We start from the raw sequence: 15106 nt of genomic DNA, 5'->3' as shown, positions 1-15106 counted from the left end.
CGGGCACTTCGTGAGCAGACGATGTCGGGTCCGGGCGGGCCACCCGACATCTTCTGCTCACGAAGAGGGGCGTGTGCGTCCGGCGGGGCGTGTGGGCTGGGGCGGCGCGTTCGTGGCGCACTTCGTGAGCAGAAGACGTCGGGTCCGGGCGGACGACCCGACCTCTTCTGCTCACTCGATGGCACGCGCGTTCGTCGTCGGCGGCGGCACCGCCGGGCCGACGGTGCACTCAGTCGCGGACGACTCCTCCGTACGGCCACTGGACCCAGGACGGGTCACCCGCGTCGAACAGGTGGGCGGCGAGCATGTGTGCCTCTTGGTAGTCCCGCCCGGAGGCGCCGAGCGCAGCGGCGAGCTGATCGGACACCACCGTGGTCGTCGTGTCACCCTCGCGGACCTCGTACAGGGCGGGCGGCCCCACCAGGAACAGCCCGAGCACGGCCCTGCGGCCTCGGGTCTTCCGGAACTCCACGTCGTCTCCTCGCTCGCGTGACCAGGTGGCGGACGGGAGGCCCGTGGCGGCCCGGCGCCAGGCCTCCCGGCCGACGCACGGGGACGTCGCGAGCCGCGCCGCCTCCCCTGCCGTCGTCAGCCGGTGCGCTCCGCGGTCGCGTCGAAGACCGTCGAGAGCGTGCCGGTGATCGCCCAACCCGGTTCGTCCTGCTCGTCGGAGGGCACGATCGTGCCCGCCGCGACCAGGTCGGCCGCCTGCTCGAGGTACGACAGCAGCGACGGGGCGATGACCTGGTGCTCGTCGTCGTCGCGGCCGAACGTGATGACCTGACCGACCGTGCCGGCAGCAGCCGGGTCGAGGTCCACGCCGACGTGGTTGCCGCCGCCGTCGTGGGTGAGCGGGATCCACCCGCGCACGGCGTACTTCGGCTGCACGAAGCCCTGCGGCGTCGAGGACGCGAACTCGTCCATGTCCTCCTGCGCCTCGAACCCGTCCCACTGGTCCCACTGCGCGAGCACGTCGGTCAGCGGCAGGAACGGTTGCCCGACGACGAGTCCGGCGGCGAACCGCGGGTCCTGCGCCGAGTACGGGTGCTGCCCGTCGTGCAACAGGTACAGCGCGCGGACGTCCTCGGGCAGGCGGTGCCCGAGGTGGGCCTCGGCGACGGCGAGGTCCCGCTCGGTCGCCGGTGCCCGCAGCAGCGGGTCGCCGGGGACGAGCCCGACCAGGCGATCGAGGGCGGCCTGCACGCGGACGGCCGTGGTGTCGGAGGGGTCCGGGGTCATCGGCTCAGCGTAGCGACGACCCTCGCGCCGATCCGCTTTCTCGATCAGGGACCGACGAGCACCGAGCGCGCGGCGGTCCGACGGTCGACCGTGCGTCACGAATGGTCGTGCATCGCGGTCGGCCGAGTTGCTCCCCACTCGGCGAGCAGCGCTTTCACACGAGGCGAATCACCGGGCATGACGGCGCGCGGTCGCGGCTCCGACAGCCTGGGGAGCTCGTCCCGGGTCGGGTACGACTCTTCGGCTCGGTTCGCGAAGGACGTCCAGTACTCCGAGTGGTCAGAAGCCGACTCGAACCAATCTGCTGGTGTTCGTTCCGGCTCGTCCAACGGGTCGAAGCCGAACACCTCGAACCGTCGAGAGGCAGCCGCTTTCCTTGTCGACTCGTTCCGTGCGGTCCAGTCGGAGTCGGACTTCGCCGCGGAGACGATGACGAGCGCGATCGCGACCCCCAGCGCAACCAGCACCGTGCGCCACTGGTACGGCGCGCTGGCATGGAACAAGGAAAGGATGAAGTTCACGACGATGAACAGCGCAACGAGCACCAGCAGCCAGCCTCCTGCCGTTCCCCATCGGCGGGCGACACGCTCCTTGTCGGACTTCAGCAGCCAGTCACCGGATGCGTGAGAAGCACGATCCGCTTCGCTGATGTGCTCTGCAACGTCCGCGGAGAATGCTTCTGCTACCTGCAACCGGCGCGCTCGAGCTCGAGCGATGATGGCATTCGCGCGCTTCTCCCAATCGATGTAGGCCCGACCGTTCTTGGTCTGGGTCCACATCGCCCACTGATGGCGTTCCTGCGAACTGAGCGCGGCCCGGGAGACAGCAAGCTGCTGCGCCTGCAGATGGTTGGTCTCCGCCGCCCAGGCGGCAGCGCTCGATGCCCCGACGGCCGCTGCTTCGGCCTGGATCTCGGTGCGTTCCACTGATTCTCGGATCAGCCGCTGATTGCGTTGGTACTCGGTCTCCGCCATGTGCAGTCCCCCTCGCTTCTTCCGATACGAAACTATCGAAGTCGATGCATGGCCTTCCGTCTCCGCGATCACCCCAGAACAGGTCGCAGCAGTCGACGATCGGACGATGAAGAAGGAGAGTTGCGGGGGCGACGCGCAGTCGACGCACGATCGACGGCATCATCGCCGCGACCGCCGATCGCCCGGCGCACTCGGGGCGCACATCGCGGCCGTGCAGGCGAGCCTGCAGGGGTCCTGACGGTGGCGGACGGTCGGCTCAGCGGCTGACGCCCGGGCGGGCGACGTCGACCGCCAGGGTCGTCCGCAGCCGTTCCTCGGTGCGGTCGACGTCGTCGAGCCACGGGATGCGCTGGACCAGCCCCGCCGCGAGTGCCGGCACGCTCCGCGGAGCGACCATCCAGCGACCGAGCGACCGAGTGAGGAACAGCGACTGCGCGTGCCGACTGTGCCACCCGTCGGCGGCGGAGTAGCCGGACTCCCCCGCAGACTCCGCGGCGATCTGCTCCGCGACGACGTGCGCGATGCGCAGGGGCTCGAGCGCCGCCGTGACCTGCACGATCCGCACGCGGCTCCGCCAGCGGAACAGCGTGCCGGGCGCGGTGGCGAACGCGGTGGTGACGCCGAACGCCGACCGCACGTCGCGCAGCGAGGGCGCTGCGTCCCGTGGACCGCACGCGCCCGCCGTGTAGACGGTGCCGAAGACGAGGTCGTCGACCGCGGCGCCCGCGCCGGTCCGACCGGCGAGGGACCGGACCGGCTCGAACGGCGTCCGGTCGAGGTACTGGTCGAGCCCGAGCCCGAAGCGTGACCACCAGGGCCGGGGGCGCTGCACCTCGACGCCGAGTTGCAGGACGAGGCTCCGCGGAGCCCGCCGGAGTGCCCCGAGTCGCGTCTCGAGCACGCCTGCCACGTCGTCCCGGTCGACTGCCCGCCGTTCCGCGAGGTCGTGGCGCGCGACCGTCCGGATGCGTTCGAGCGCGTCCGGAACGGAGCCGGCGCGTCGTGTCATCCCGTGTCGGTCCTTCCCCTGCCCGTCGACGCTACGGGCCGGCACCCCGGTGCCGGCACCCCCAGCACCGGGGACGTGCGGAGCGTCGGCTCACCTGCGCGACCAGCAGGCGGACGGGAGGCCCGTGGCGGCCCGGCACCGTGCCTCCTGTCCGACACCGCGTCGTATCGCACGCGCGACGCGTCCGTCAGCGCCCTGCCGCTCGCCGCCAGTCGGCGTTCGCCGCTGCCAGGTGCGGGTAGACGACGAGCATCCGCTGTGGGTCGACCTCCCACAGGTCGTCGTCCCACGCCCTGCGGGCGTCGGCCTCGGTGCGGTGGTACTCGGGCAGGTCACGGAGTCGCTCCGCGACGGTGGACTCGGCGATGGCCGCGCGCACGCTCGCCGTCAGCGGCCGGAGTGCTCCCGCGTCGACGAGCCACTGCACCACGGCGACCATGACCGCGGGGCCCGGCCCCTTCCCCTTCGTGTCCTCGATGAGCCCGGAGTGGACGCGACCGGGCACGACGACCCACCCGTTCGTCGCCGGGGCGTCGCCGCGACCGGCGATCTGCCGCCCGGAGGAACGCGAGTCGACGATCTCCCACAGCAGGTACCCCTCGCAGCGGAGGAAGGCGGCGCGGTCGGTGCGGCTCAGCTCCGGGTAGGCGACGGCCGCACGGCCGGGGTCGGAGGGGCTCGGCTGCGGTGTGGCGTTCACCCGACGCCACCAGTCGGCGAGGCGGCTCACGCCGGGACTCCGCGGGAGGGCTGTCGCTGGTCCCGCTCGTCCGGACCGCTGCCGCTTCCCGCCGTGCCGTGATCGTGCATGGTCCCTCCCCGTTCCGTTGTCGACGGTAGAGGACGCCACCCTCGCGTGCCAGCAGGTCGCGGACGACTGCTGCCTCGGCGACTACTCTTGAGCGCGTGCAACCGTCCAGACGCCGAGGGCTCATTCTGCTCGGTGGTGGGTGCCTCTTCGTCGTGGTGTTCGCCTCGCTGTTCTTCCTCTCCCCGCGATCACAGGACACGTTGATCCCGCAGATCGCCGTCGTGTTCGGCATCGGGGAGATCGTGACGGGGATCGTGCTGCTCCTGCGCTCGCGGCGGTAGCCCGCTCGCCTCGGCTCGGATCGGCGTTGCTCGGGTGACCCGGGGTCTGCGCGCCGAGCGCAGGAGTCCCCGAACGAGGAATCGACCGGGAGCCTGCTAGAGCGCTGAGATGACCAGGCCCTGGACGACCACGGCGACGAGGCCGCCCGGCACCATGACGACCAGCGCGACGGGAGCAGCCCACGCCTGGTGCACCCACGGGTGACCGCCGGGCCTGGTGCGCGCCATCGCGGCGAAGGAGCACGCGGACACGAGCACCGCCCACGCGGCCGTCATGCAGATGATCAGCACAGGGTGCACGTCCTGGGTCACCAGCGGGTGGATCACCGGCAGGAGGAACATCGCCGGTGCGAGCACGAACCCGATCCGTGCGATGCGCCGGAAGGTGGTCCGGTCACTGTTCATCGCCGCGATGGTCGGCCCGTCGGTCATGCCGACCCCGACCCCGAGGCCAGGTCGGCGACGAAGCCGAGCGTCCCGAGCACGCGTGCGCCGCCGAAGACGGCGGCGACGGCCCCCAAGCCCGTTCCCGTCACGGCGGAGCGGAACGGAACGGCGGCCAGCCGCCCGCGGATGCCGACGACGACCGCGGCGACGCCGAGCGCCGCGGTGGCGACACCGAGCAGCCCGAGGACCGGCACCGCCAGGTACGGGTCCGCGACGGCGAACAGGAGCGGCAGCGCGAGCAACGGCAGGACGAGCAACACGAGTGCGGTGATGCCGAGCGGTAGTGCCTTCGAGCGGCGCGGACGTCCGGATGCGATGGTCATGGTTCCCCCTACCGGCACACTACTGCGCCGCACCCCGGGAGCACCGGTGTCCACAGCAGGGCGGAACCACGTCCCTCGGTCAGACGAGGAGTCCGACCGTGAGCGCGACGAGACCGACGACGACGAGCACGGTGGGCACCGTGCTGCGGAGGCGGCGATGCGCACCGGACCACGCTGCCGAGGCTGCGGCGACGACTGCGGATGCACCGCCGGCGTAGATGAGCACGAACGCCTCCGGGAAGAAGCCGAGCACGTGGGTCACGAGGCCGGCGATCACGATCACGGACCCCGTGACGGCGTGCACACGTGCGGCAGCTGCTCCGGGTGTCGTTCCGCGGAGGTCCAGCAGCGCGGCGACGATGCCCCAGATCGCGGCTGTCGAGAGGACCGCGCCGCTGATCGAGATGATCGCGGCGCCGACGACGGCGGCGTCCACGGGCTACGCCCCACTCGTCGCGGCGGCGCTGACAGCAGCGCCGCGCGGTTCCCCGAACCAGGTCCGGAGTGCCGTCCCGACGTCGGTGGGGTCGGTCCGCGACCACGCGACGAAGCCGTCGGGTCGGATCAGCATCGACGGCAGTCCGCTCCCCGGTGCCAGTCCGCTCCCCGGTGCCAGTCCGCTCCCCGGTGCCAGTTCGACGTGGTCGACCCGGTCCGACCAGGGCGCAGCAGCGTCGCGCAGGCTGCCGTCGTCGTCGAGCAGGACGGGACGTGCGGCGTGGAGCATCTCGGGGACCCGGCGACGGGTGCCGTCGGCGAGGGTGAGCTGCGCGGACGGCGCGAACCAGCCGGTGGGGCCGTCGGGATCGGTGGCACCCGTCTCGTAGCGGACGTCGGCGCCTGCGAGCAGGTCCGCGATGCGCTGCACCGTGCCCGTGTCGGTGAGCAGCTCGGCGAAGAGGTCGCGGAGCGCCGTGACGTCCGACCCGGGCGCCATGAGCGCCGTCTGCGTCTGCATGAAGACCCGCTGTCCGAGCGGCCGGCGTTCTGCCTCGTAGGTGTCGAGCAACCCTGCCGGCGCCGTGCCCGCGAGGTCGGCGGCGAGTTTCCACGCCAGGTTCGCGGCGTCCTGCAGTGCGAGGTTCAGCCCGGGGCCGCCTGCCGCGGAGTGGACGTGGGCAGCGTCGCCGAGCAGGAACACGCGACGGTCCCGGTAGCGGTCGGCGACGCGGGTGTTCCTGCCGGAGAGCCGACGCAACAGGGCGGCGTGTCCCTGCGCGGGAGGCGCGAGGGCGACACGGACACCGAGGACGCGTTCGAGACTGTCCTCCATCTCGGCCAGGGTCATCGCTGCCCCGTCACCGGGGAAGCTGCCCTCGGGTTCGTCCTCCCACTCCGCGGTGTACACCAGCGGGTGCTCGGGGTCGTGGAGGGCGATCGTCGCGACTCCTGTCTCGGTCCGGTGGAACGCTGCCGCGATCTCGCCAAGTCCGGCGACGCGCACCTTCCCGGGGCCGGCTGCGACCAGCGCGTCGGTCGGGGCGATGAGCGCCGTGCGGTCCACGACGTGGCGGTCGGTGTTCCCCGGGAAACCGATGCCGGACTGCTTGCGGACGGTGCTCCGCGCCCCGTCGCTCCCGATCAGGTACCGAGCCGACAGCGTGCTCTCGGCCGCGGTCGTGGTGTCGACGACGGTGACGTCGACGCGGTCGTCGTGCTGCAGGAAGGACCGCAGCTCGACGCCGCGACGGATCTCCACGCCCAGCTCGGCGGCGCGCTCGTTCAGGACGCGCTCCAGGTCGCGCTGGTTGATGTGCAGCAGGTACATCGGGTTGCGCTCGCCGAGCACGTGCAGCGGCACGGGGAGCGCGCCGAAGAAGAAGGCCGGAGCCGGGGACGGCTCGGCCACCCCTGCGCACCGCTCGAACAGGCCGCGCTGGTCCAGCAGACGGACGACCTGGCCGGTGAGGCCGTGTGCCTTGTCCCACTGGTTGATCGCGGGGAGACGTTCGAGGACCAGCGGGTTCGCACCCGCGAGTTGCAGCTCGCAGGCGACGAAGACGCCCACGGGGCCGCCACCGACGATGAGGACGTCGTACATGAGGAAGAGCCTTTCCGGACGGTGCGGGTGGAGGTCAGACGTGCAGGCGGTCGAAGCCGCTGCCGAGCCGCTGGAAGGCAGCGACGAGCATCGGCTCGAGCGAGCCCGCGTCGCTGCTCGACGCCCAGGACTCCAAGGTGGTCAGCAGGGTGGAGAGCGCTGCCGCCGCGACGGCTGCCGACAGCGGATCGTCGCGCTCGACACCGAGCCGTGCGGCGATCGCCTGCGCGAGGACGCTGTTCGCGGTCCGGGCGCCACGATCGACCGCGGACTGCATGCCGGGTGTCGCGAGCACGGCCATCAGGCCGCTCTGGTCGTCCCCGGACGACCCTGCCGCTCGTGCCCGGTACGGAGCCAGCAGGACCGCGGTGACCGCCGCCCACAGCGGCTCGTCGTCCGGGTGCTGTGCGAGGTCGGTCGCCGCCGCCCGGACACGTTGCACGTGGCGGTCGGCGATCGCGTCCTCCTTGCTCGAGAAGTAGTTGCCGAACGTCCGGCGGGACACGCCGACCTGGCGGACGATGTCCTCGACACGGACGTTGTCGAGGCCGCGCTCGCGTGCCAGCAGCACGGTGGTGACGCTCAGTTCGTCGCGGAGTGCCGCCTTCTTCTGGTCGCGGAGCGACGGGGTTGCTGCCATGGACTCACCGTAACCAGAACTTGCCCAATGCGCAATCATGCCCATTGGGCAACTTGCAAACGGTGCCGGACCACATGGCGGCTGCGTGGCGGAGGTCCGCGGCGGCGTCAGCGAAGTCGTACGCGGGGTGGTTCCCCTCGAGGTGGATTCACCTGGACAGCAGGAAGAGCCCGTGGATGACGGCCCCGTACAGGAAGAAGGCGGCGAGCCCGCCGGGCACCATCGCGATGACGGCTGCAGGCACCGCCCACGTCTGGTGGATGCCGGGATGACCGCCGGGTCTGGTGTTCGCCATCGCGGCGAAGGAGCATGCCGAGACGAGTACCGCCCACGCTGCGGTCATGCAGATGATGACCCAGGAGTGCCACTCGCGAGCCACCAACGGGACGACGAGCGGCAGGAAGAACATCGCCGGCGCGAGGACGAAACCGGTGCGGGCGACCTTCCGGTAGGTGGACCGCTTGCGGTGCATCTCCGCGTCGGCGCGTTGCGGGGTCTCCTCGTCGGGCCAGGAGCTGGACAGTGCTCCTGGCCAGGAGTCGGCATCGAAGGCGTCGCTGTCGGCGGGGTCGGGCACGGGTGCAGTCCTTGACCATCAGGCAGACGAGCGGCAGGAAGAACGGAAGGCGGCGGGAGCGTTCGCGGATCGTGCCGGAACCGTGCCACGGCACCTGATCCGAGCCTCGAGCAACGCCTGGAGAAACACGAAGACCCCCGGTTTCCCGGGGGTCTTCGTCGTGGTGGGCGATACTGGGATCGAACCAGTGACCTCTTCCGTGTCAGGGAAGCGCGCTACCGCTGCGCCAATCGCCCAGAGGAGTGTGGAACTGGAGGTGGGGACGGGATTCGAACCCGCGTGGACGGCTTTGCAGGCCGCTGCCTAGCCTCTCGGCCACCCCACCATCGAGGTTCACGTCTCCGTGAGTACCCGAACGGTGGGATACCCTCTGGTGAGTCGCGGTCTTCCGGAGAAGACCACACTCGAGCGGATGACGAGATTCGAACTCGCGACCCTCACCTTGGCAAGGTGATGCGCTACCACTGCGCCACATCCGCACTTGTCGTTCCGCTGTCGCGGCGACGACGTAAACTCTATACGCACCGGGGCACTTCCGCCAAAATCGATCCCGTTCACCGGGCGTGTCCCCCGTGTTCATGCGGATCGGGACCCCTCGCCAGGCCCGTCGGACGCCGCGCCACACCCGGGGCGCGCGCCGTGTTCGGTGCACCGCCGCAGATCCGCTACTATCGACTCGCACGAACAGTGCAGGGGGCGATTGGCGCAGTTGGTAGCGCGCTTCGTTCACACCGAAGAGGTCATCAGTTCGAGTCTGGTATCGCCCACCCTTGACACAAGAGCCCGACGCAGCAGCGTCGGGCTCTTGTCATCTCATCGGTCCGCAGCACGCGGGCCGGACCACCAGCACGATCGGACGAAGGGGCGCATGACCGACGTCGACCTCGAGTTCGCCCGGGTCCGAGCGGTCCTCGACCGTCCGACCCTGCGGCTCATGTCCCGGCCGACCAGCGCCACGGTCCTCGCCGTGTTCCGCACGGTGTTCGACCGCGACGTGCAGTACGTCCCCGCCGACCGCATGCACCTGCAGGTCGAGGAGCACGTCGCCCGCCTGCAGGCCGCCGGCGCACGCGTCCCCGCCAGCGAGCAGGCCGAGGGCGAGCAGGAGGCCCGACCGAACGGCCGCGCGCTGTGCCGCGAGTGGGTCGGTGCGCAGTGGCTCGTCCGCTCGAACTCCCCCGACGGCGACGAGCAGTACTCGCTGACGAGCCACGCGCTCGAAGCGCTGAGCCTCGTCGACGCCCTGTCGGCCGACCGCGCGCTCATCAGCGAGAGCCGGCTGGCGATGATCGTCGACGCGGTGCACCGGTGGGCGGCCCGCGCCGAGCCCGATCCCGACGTGCAGATCCGCCGGATCGACGCCCAGATCGCCGAGCTGCAGGCCGAGCGCGAGCGGCTCGAGCACGGCGACGACGTGGTGGCCGTCGACGACGACCGGATGCGCGACGGGTACACGAACATCTCGGACCTCATCCGCCAGCTGCCGAGCGACTTCAAGCGCGTCGAGGAAGCGGTCGCGACGATGCACCGCTCGATCGTCGAGGACTTCCGGCAAGAGGTCCGCCCCATCGGCGAGATCCTCGACGACTACCTGGCGCGCACGGACAACCTGATGGAGGCCACCCCCGAGGGCCGCGCCTTCGAGGGCGCGTTCGAGCTCCTCCGCGACGACGCCCTGCTGCTGCGGCTCCGCGACGACATCGCGACGATCCTGTCGCACCCGTTCGCGCAGGGGCTCGGCGCTGGCGAGCGGCGGGCGTTCCGCAACACCGTGACGATCCTGCGCCAGGGCATCGAGGACGTCCTCGCGCAGCGCCGCCAGCTCACCGCCACGCTCCGCGACCAGATCGTCGCCCACGACGTGGTGCGCGACCGCGAGCTCGACGCCGTGCTCCGCTCGATCAACCGCGGCCTCGCGACGCTGATGGACCAGGGCGGCGCGCGCGACCGCATCCCGCTGCCGCTCCTGCCGGCGGCCGCCGAGGTCGGCACGCTGCGCGAGCGCTTCTACGACCCGGACGCCGAGTCCGTGCCGCCGCCCATCGAGGAGCCCGACGACGACGTCTTCGAGGACCTCGACGTCGACATGCTCCGCAGGCACGGCGGCCCGCTCCTGACCGAGCTGCGCGCGGCGCTCCGCTTCGCCGAGGCCGACTCGAGCGTCGACGCGTTCCACGGGCTGCCGCCCGAGCAGCGGCGGCCGGTCGAGCTCTTCGGCCTGGCGCACCTGCTGACGGGGCGCGAGGACTTCGAGTCCGCCGCGCACGTCGCCGAGCACCGCACGGTCCGGCCCGACGGCAGCCCCGTCACCTTCCACATGCCCACCGCCGCTCTCGCCGACGAGCGCACACCGGTCGGCGACGCACACGACGAGAACGCACAGGAGGCACGGTGAGCGACACGACGCCGGCACCGGTCGACGACACGGTCCCCTACGACGACCCCGCATCCGTGATGCAGGACGACGAGCGCGACGAGTCCAGCTTCGCCCTCTTCGAGGGCGACGAGGGCCGGCTCGACGAGCACCAGCGCCGCGCCCTGGTGGCCCTGCTGCGGCACTCGTACGTCAGCTCCCGCACGCACCCCGACGAGTGGCGGGCTGTCCTCGACGCCGAGTACCAGCTGCGGTCCCGCCTGAACGACCTGTTCCTCGAGCTGCACGTCGACCGGGACCGCGAGGTCGCCTGGAAGCGCCAGGCCCGCTCGGAGAGCCAGCGCCGCACGTTCCCGACCCTGCTCCGCGACCTGCCGTACACCCGCGAGGAGACGATCGTCCTCGTCTACCTGCGGATGCGCCTGCGTGCCGACGCCCGACCGGGCCCGGACCAGGTCGTGGTCGACCGGTCCGAGATCCTCGGGCACGTGGCGGGCTTCCGTCCGGCGACCGCGACCGACCGCACCCGCGACGAGGGCCGGGTCGCCAAGGCCATCGAGCGTCTCGTCACCGCGCGCATCCTCATCCGCACCTCGGACCCGGACCGCTTCCGGGTGGCGAGCGTCGTCGAGGTGCTGCTCCCCCTGGAACGCCTGCTCGAACTCGACGCCTGGTTGCGCACCACCACCGCGCAGACGGACGCGACCGCCCCGGGCGGCGAGCCGAGCGACGGCGACGACCCGGGCCTCCCGACCGACACCGACACCGATACCGACGACGAAGGCGAGACGGAAGCGTGACCGACACGTTCGCAACCCCCGCGCTGTTCGACACGGTCGCGCAGTGGCGCGCCGAGTCGATGCAGGTCGTCAACTGGGGTGGCTTCCACGGCCACCGGCAGGTCGAGCTGTCCGGCACGGCGACCCTCATCTCCGGCGCCTCGGGCACCGGCAAGTCCACCCTGATGGACGCCTACCTGGCCGTGATGATGCCGTCCGACGTGCCGTTCAACGGCGCCTCGAACGACGCCACCACCGGTCGCGCCCGCAGCGCGGACCAGCGCAACCTGCTCACCTACCTGCGCGGCAAGGTCGACACCCGGCGCGACCCCGAGTCCGGGGCCCTGCGCGACGTGAACCTGCGCGGCGACGACCAGACCACGTGGGGTGCGGCGGCGGTCACGTTCCGGAACGACGACGAGCGGCGCTTCACGGTGCTGCGCGCGTACATCGTGCCGAAGCGCGCACGGGGCGTCGGCGACATCCAGATGACCATGGCGACGGTGGACGACACCTTCGACCTGCGCCGGCTCGAGGAGTTCGTGCCGTCGCGGTTCCACCACCTCGAGCTGACCGGCCGGGTGCCCGGGCTCGTCATCCGCGACACCTACCAGGAGCTCGCGTACACGCTGCAGACCCGCCTCGGCATCGGCGACTCCGGCGGGGGCAACCGGGCGATGCGCCTGCTCGCCCGGATCCAGGCCGGCCAGCACCTGCCGACCGTCGACGCGCTCTACAAGTCGCTCGTGCTCGAGACCCCCGGCACCTACGAGGCGGCCGACCGCGCCCTCGCGCACTTCTCGGCGCTCGACGAGGCGTACGAGGCGATGGACACCGAGGAACGCAAGGTGCGCATCCTCTCCCCCATCACCGACCTGCACGACGAGATCGCGCGCGCGACCGAGGCCGCCGCGGCACTCGACGGCATCGCCACCGGCGCCGAGGTCTCCCCGTTCGCGCACTGGACCGCCACCCGGAAGCGTGCGCTGCTCGACGACGAGGTCGCCCGCAACGCGCGTGAGCGCACCGCGGCCCGCGCCGAGGTCGAGGCCGCCGAAGCCCGGCACACCGCGGTCGACATCGAGCTCCGCGACGCCGAGGCCCGGCTCCGCGACCAGGGCGGCAACGCGCTCGCGCACCTCGAGGACCGCATCGACCGGCTCGGACGCGAACGCGACGCCGTGGTCCGCACCCGCACGACCTTCGACGAGCGCACCGCCGTGCTCGGGCTGTCGGCGTCGCTCTCGTCGGAAGCGGGCTTCACCAGCGCGCAGCGGGCGTCCCACGACTTCCTCGGGACGTACGCGGCTGCGCGCTCGTCGTTGGACGACCGCCGCGACGCCCTGACCCGCGAGGAGTACCCGCTCCTCGACCGCGAGCGGTCCCTGCGGCAGGAGCGGCAGTCGCTCGAGCACCGGCAGGGCGCGATGCCGCTGCCGATGCACGAGGCCCGGCTCGCCATGGCCCGCGCCGCCGGCATCGACCCGTCCGAACTGCCGTTCGTGGCGGAGCTGCTCGACGTCCTGCCCGGCGAGGAGCGCTGGCGCACGGCCATCGAGTCGGTCCTGGCCCCCGTCGCCCGCACGCTGCTCGTCGACCAGGACCGCCTGGCCGACTTCAGCGAGGCGATCGACGCGCTGCGCCTGCCCGTCCGCGTGCAGTTCGAGGGCGTGCCGACCGGCCCGCACCTCGACCTCGACGGCGACCCGGCCATGGTCTCCGGCAAGCTCGCGATCAAGCCGTCGCCGTTCAGCACCTGGGTGCGCGAGCGGATCGAGTCGGACCGCACCGACGCCCGCTGTGTCAGCTCGGCATCGGACCTCGGCGGCGGCGGACGGCGGGTCACCGAATCCGGACAGCTGCGCGACGGCCGTCGTGGCGCGCACGGTGACCGCCGGCAGTCGAACGTCATCGGCTTCACGAACGAGGCCCGCGTCGCCGCGGTCGAGCAGGAGCTCGCCTCGATCGCGCAGGACCTCGCCACGCTCGAGGCCCGCCGCACCGACGTCGCGCAGGACCTCACCACGCTCGACGTGCTCCGCGCCGCGCACCAGCACGTGGTCGACGTCACGTGGGCCGCGATCGACGTCTCCGGCACCGGCGAGTCCCTCGCGCGCCTCGACGAGGAACGGCAGGCACTGCTCTCAGCCGACGACGGGCTGCGCACCCTGCGCTCGGCGGTCAGTCGGCTCCGGGCGTCCCTCGACGAGGCGGCCGACCGCCGGGCCGCCGCACGCCGCTCCGTCACCCGGCTCGACGAGCGGCACGCCGTCCTCGTCGACGGCCAGGACGCCGCCGCCGAGATCCTCGCGCGCTTCGACGACACCCCGGAGTCACTGCCCGACGACGCGCAGGCGAGGCTGCTGTCCGAGACGTTCGACGAGGTCGGGGCGCCCGACGGCATCGACGGCTTCGACGACGCCACCCGCCGGCTCAAGCGCCGGCTCGAGGAACGGCTGACCCAGGCGCTCGACGGCGCCGCGGCGGCCTCGACCTCGTTGACGCTGACGTTCCAGCGGTACCAGGACGCCTGGCCCGACCCGAACCTCGGCACCGGGGTCGCGTCGTACCCGGACTACCACGCAATCCTCGACCAGATCGTGGCGACCGGCCTGCACGCCCGGCGCAGCGAGTGGCGTCGACGGCTGTCGCAGTGGAGCGGCGAGGACCTCGTCCCGCTCGCCGGCGCCTTCGACCGCGCCGTCGTCGAGATCGAGGAACGCCTGGAACCGGTCAACGAGATCCTGCGGGAGCTGCCGTTCGGCGCGAACCGGGACCGCCTGAAGATCCAGATCCGCCGGGTCACCCGCGAGGACGTCACCGCCTTCCGCCGCGAGCTCCGCGCCCTGTCCGCCTCGGTCGACACCGAGCTGACCGACGACGTGCTCGAGACCCGGTTCCGCCGGCTCCGGCGCTTCATGGCCGTCATCCGGCCCGACCCGTCCGTGCCGCGCGGCGGCCGGACCACGCAGCGCGACGCGGTGCTCGACGTCCGCCGGCACATGGAGATCACGGCCGTCCGGTACGACACGTCCGGTGCCGACCTCGGCGTCTACTCCTCGCTCGGCGACAAGTCCGGCGGTGAGACGCAGGAGCTCGTGGCGTTCATCGTCGGCGCCGCGCTGCGGTACCAGCTCGGCGACGAGACCCGGCCCCGGCCCCGGTTCGCGCCGGTGTTCCTCGACGAGGCGTTCATCAAGGCGGACTCGGAGTTCGCCGGCCGTGCGGTCACCGCGTGGCTCCGGCTCGGGTTCCAGCTCGTCGTCAGTGCGCCGCTCGACAAGGTCACGGCGCTCGAGCCGTCGATGGAGCGGCTCCTGTCCATGCGCAAGCACCCCGAGACCGGCCACTCGTCCATCACCGAGATCACCCGCGTGGAGCCCGCCGCCGTCTGACGGCGGTGGGGCCGGGCGGCGGGGCGGGCGGCGGCGGCCGGTCGTGTCGGCTGGTCGCGACACCCCGCTCAGGACCGCCGAGCGGTCGCGAACTGTCGGCCGGCGCCCGCGCCGCCGACAGTTCCTGACCACCCGAGGCGGTGGCGGCGGGGTGTCCTGGCCGCTCGGCGGCCGCCCCGGACGCGGCCGGCGCCGGCCTGGAGGCGCGGTGCCGGC

The 15106-nt window shown here is 72.1% G+C and carries 15 protein-coding genes and 4 tRNA genes; 5 read left to right on the top strand and 14 right to left on the bottom strand.

Annotation, left to right across the window (positions count from 1 at the left end; all coding sequences use genetic code 11):
* Positions 1-229 precede the first annotated feature (229 nt).
* From BIU94_RS05745 to BIU94_RS05725, 5 genes are all read right to left on the bottom strand, one after another.
* Positions 230-472 (bottom strand): hypothetical protein, encoded by a 243-nt coding sequence (locus tag BIU94_RS05745; RefSeq protein WP_071290530.1) that lies wholly within the window; start codon positions 470-472, stop codon positions 230-232.
* Positions 473-588: 116 nt separating this feature from the next.
* A complete protein-coding gene (locus tag BIU94_RS05740) occupies positions 589-1239 on the bottom strand; it encodes an SMI1/KNR4 family protein (protein WP_139195921.1) in 651 nt (216 codons plus the stop codon).
* Positions 1240-1334: 95 nt separating this feature from the next.
* Positions 1335-2213 carry a hypothetical protein gene (locus tag BIU94_RS05735; RefSeq protein WP_071255239.1) on the bottom strand — a complete coding sequence of 293 codons (879 nt, stop codon included), beginning with the start codon at positions 2211-2213 and terminating at the stop codon, positions 1335-1337.
* A gap of 256 nt (positions 2214-2469) precedes the next feature.
* Positions 2470-3222: a hypothetical protein gene (locus BIU94_RS05730; protein WP_071255237.1), complete on the bottom strand. Its 753-nt coding sequence runs from the start codon at positions 3220-3222 to the stop codon at positions 2470-2472.
* 187 nt (positions 3223-3409) lie between these two features.
* The gene (locus BIU94_RS05725) at positions 3410-3952 is read right to left on the bottom strand and encodes a hypothetical protein (protein ID WP_071255235.1); all 543 of its coding nucleotides are present in this window, start codon (positions 3950-3952) and stop codon (positions 3410-3412) included.
* Positions 3953-4128: 176 nt separating this feature from the next.
* Here BIU94_RS05725 and BIU94_RS17305 point away from each other — a divergent pair, with 176 nt between their 5' ends.
* Positions 4129-4314, top strand: a complete 186-nt coding sequence (locus tag BIU94_RS17305; protein WP_139195922.1) for a hypothetical protein — start codon at positions 4129-4131, stop codon at positions 4312-4314.
* 96 nt (positions 4315-4410) lie between these two features.
* On the opposite strand, the gene BIU94_RS05720 is transcribed toward BIU94_RS17305, so the two are convergent.
* From BIU94_RS05720 to BIU94_RS05680, 9 genes are all read right to left on the bottom strand, one after another.
* A complete protein-coding gene (locus BIU94_RS05720; protein ID WP_139195923.1) occupies positions 4411-4719 on the bottom strand; it encodes a hypothetical protein in 309 nt (102 codons plus the stop codon).
* Positions 4720-4742: 23 nt separating this feature from the next.
* Entirely contained in the window at positions 4743-5084 is a 342-nt protein-coding gene (locus BIU94_RS05715; RefSeq protein ID WP_071255232.1) for a hypothetical protein, read from the bottom strand.
* Between the two features lie 79 nt (positions 5085-5163).
* Positions 5164-5520: a hypothetical protein gene (locus BIU94_RS05710; protein ID WP_071255228.1), complete on the bottom strand. Its 357-nt coding sequence runs from the start codon at positions 5518-5520 to the stop codon at positions 5164-5166.
* Positions 5521-5523: 3 nt separating this feature from the next.
* On the bottom strand, positions 5524-7125 hold the full coding sequence (locus tag BIU94_RS05705) for an FAD-dependent monooxygenase (RefSeq protein ID WP_071255226.1): 1602 nt from the start codon (positions 7123-7125) through the stop codon (positions 5524-5526).
* A 34-nt stretch (positions 7126-7159) separates the two neighbouring features.
* Positions 7160-7765 (bottom strand): TetR/AcrR family transcriptional regulator, encoded by a 606-nt coding sequence (locus tag BIU94_RS05700; RefSeq protein WP_071255223.1) that lies wholly within the window; start codon positions 7763-7765, stop codon positions 7160-7162.
* A 148-nt stretch (positions 7766-7913) separates the two neighbouring features.
* Positions 7914-8342, bottom strand: a complete 429-nt coding sequence (locus tag BIU94_RS05695; RefSeq protein ID WP_071255220.1) for a hypothetical protein — start codon at positions 8340-8342, stop codon at positions 7914-7916.
* A 161-nt stretch (positions 8343-8503) separates the two neighbouring features.
* Positions 8504-8578 (bottom strand) — tRNA-Val (locus BIU94_RS05690).
* Positions 8579-8593: 15 nt separating this feature from the next.
* Positions 8594-8667, bottom strand: a tRNA-Cys gene (locus BIU94_RS05685).
* An 82-nt stretch (positions 8668-8749) separates the two neighbouring features.
* Positions 8750-8821 (bottom strand) — tRNA-Gly (locus tag BIU94_RS05680).
* Positions 8822-9036: 215 nt separating this feature from the next.
* Here BIU94_RS05680 and BIU94_RS05675 point away from each other — a divergent pair.
* The 4 genes from BIU94_RS05675 (at position 9037) to BIU94_RS05660 (ending at position 14890) form a co-directional block, all read left to right on the top strand.
* Positions 9037-9109 (top strand) — tRNA-Val (locus tag BIU94_RS05675).
* A gap of 101 nt (positions 9110-9210) precedes the next feature.
* Positions 9211-10737, top strand: a complete 1527-nt coding sequence (locus BIU94_RS05670) for a DUF3375 family protein (RefSeq protein WP_071255216.1) — start codon at positions 9211-9213, stop codon at positions 10735-10737.
* Complete coding sequence (locus BIU94_RS05665; protein ID WP_139195924.1) at positions 10734-11516, top strand: DUF4194 domain-containing protein; 783 nt, start codon at positions 10734-10736, stop codon at positions 11514-11516. The genes BIU94_RS05670 and BIU94_RS05665 overlap by 4 nt, the downstream gene beginning before the upstream one ends.
* Positions 11513-14890 (top strand): ATP-binding protein, encoded by a 3378-nt coding sequence (locus tag BIU94_RS05660; protein WP_071255212.1) that lies wholly within the window; start codon positions 11513-11515, stop codon positions 14888-14890. The genes BIU94_RS05665 and BIU94_RS05660 overlap by 4 nt, the downstream gene beginning before the upstream one ends.
* Positions 14891-15106 lie beyond the last annotated feature (216 nt).

Source organism: Curtobacterium sp. MMLR14_006, from assembly GCF_001864985.1.
GTDB lineage: Bacteria > Actinomycetota > Actinomycetes > Actinomycetales > Microbacteriaceae > Curtobacterium.
This window is presented reverse-complemented; position numbering and strand designations above follow the sequence as displayed.

Coding starts and splice junctions, on each gene's coding strand:
- BIU94_RS05715 (WP_071255232.1), bottom strand. CDS start 5,084: ATGACCATCGCATCCGGACGTCCGCGCCGCTCGAAGGCACTACCGCTC.
- BIU94_RS05705 (WP_071255226.1), bottom strand. CDS start 7,125: ATGTACGACGTCCTCATCGTCGGTGGCGGCCCCGTGGGCGTCTTCGTC.
- BIU94_RS05735 (WP_071255239.1), bottom strand. CDS start 2,213: ATGGCGGAGACCGAGTACCAACGCAATCAGCGGCTGATCCGAGAATCA.
- BIU94_RS05720 (WP_139195923.1), bottom strand. CDS start 4,719: ATGAACAGTGACCGGACCACCTTCCGGCGCATCGCACGGATCGGGTTC.
- BIU94_RS05670 (WP_071255216.1), top strand. CDS start 9,211: ATGACCGACGTCGACCTCGAGTTCGCCCGGGTCCGAGCGGTCCTCGAC.
- BIU94_RS05700 (WP_071255223.1), bottom strand. CDS start 7,765: ATGGCAGCAACCCCGTCGCTCCGCGACCAGAAGAAGGCGGCACTCCGC.
- BIU94_RS05740 (WP_139195921.1), bottom strand. CDS start 1,239: ATGACCCCGGACCCCTCCGACACCACGGCCGTCCGCGTGCAGGCCGCC.
- BIU94_RS05730 (WP_071255237.1), bottom strand. CDS start 3,222: ATGACACGACGCGCCGGCTCCGTTCCGGACGCGCTCGAACGCATCCGG.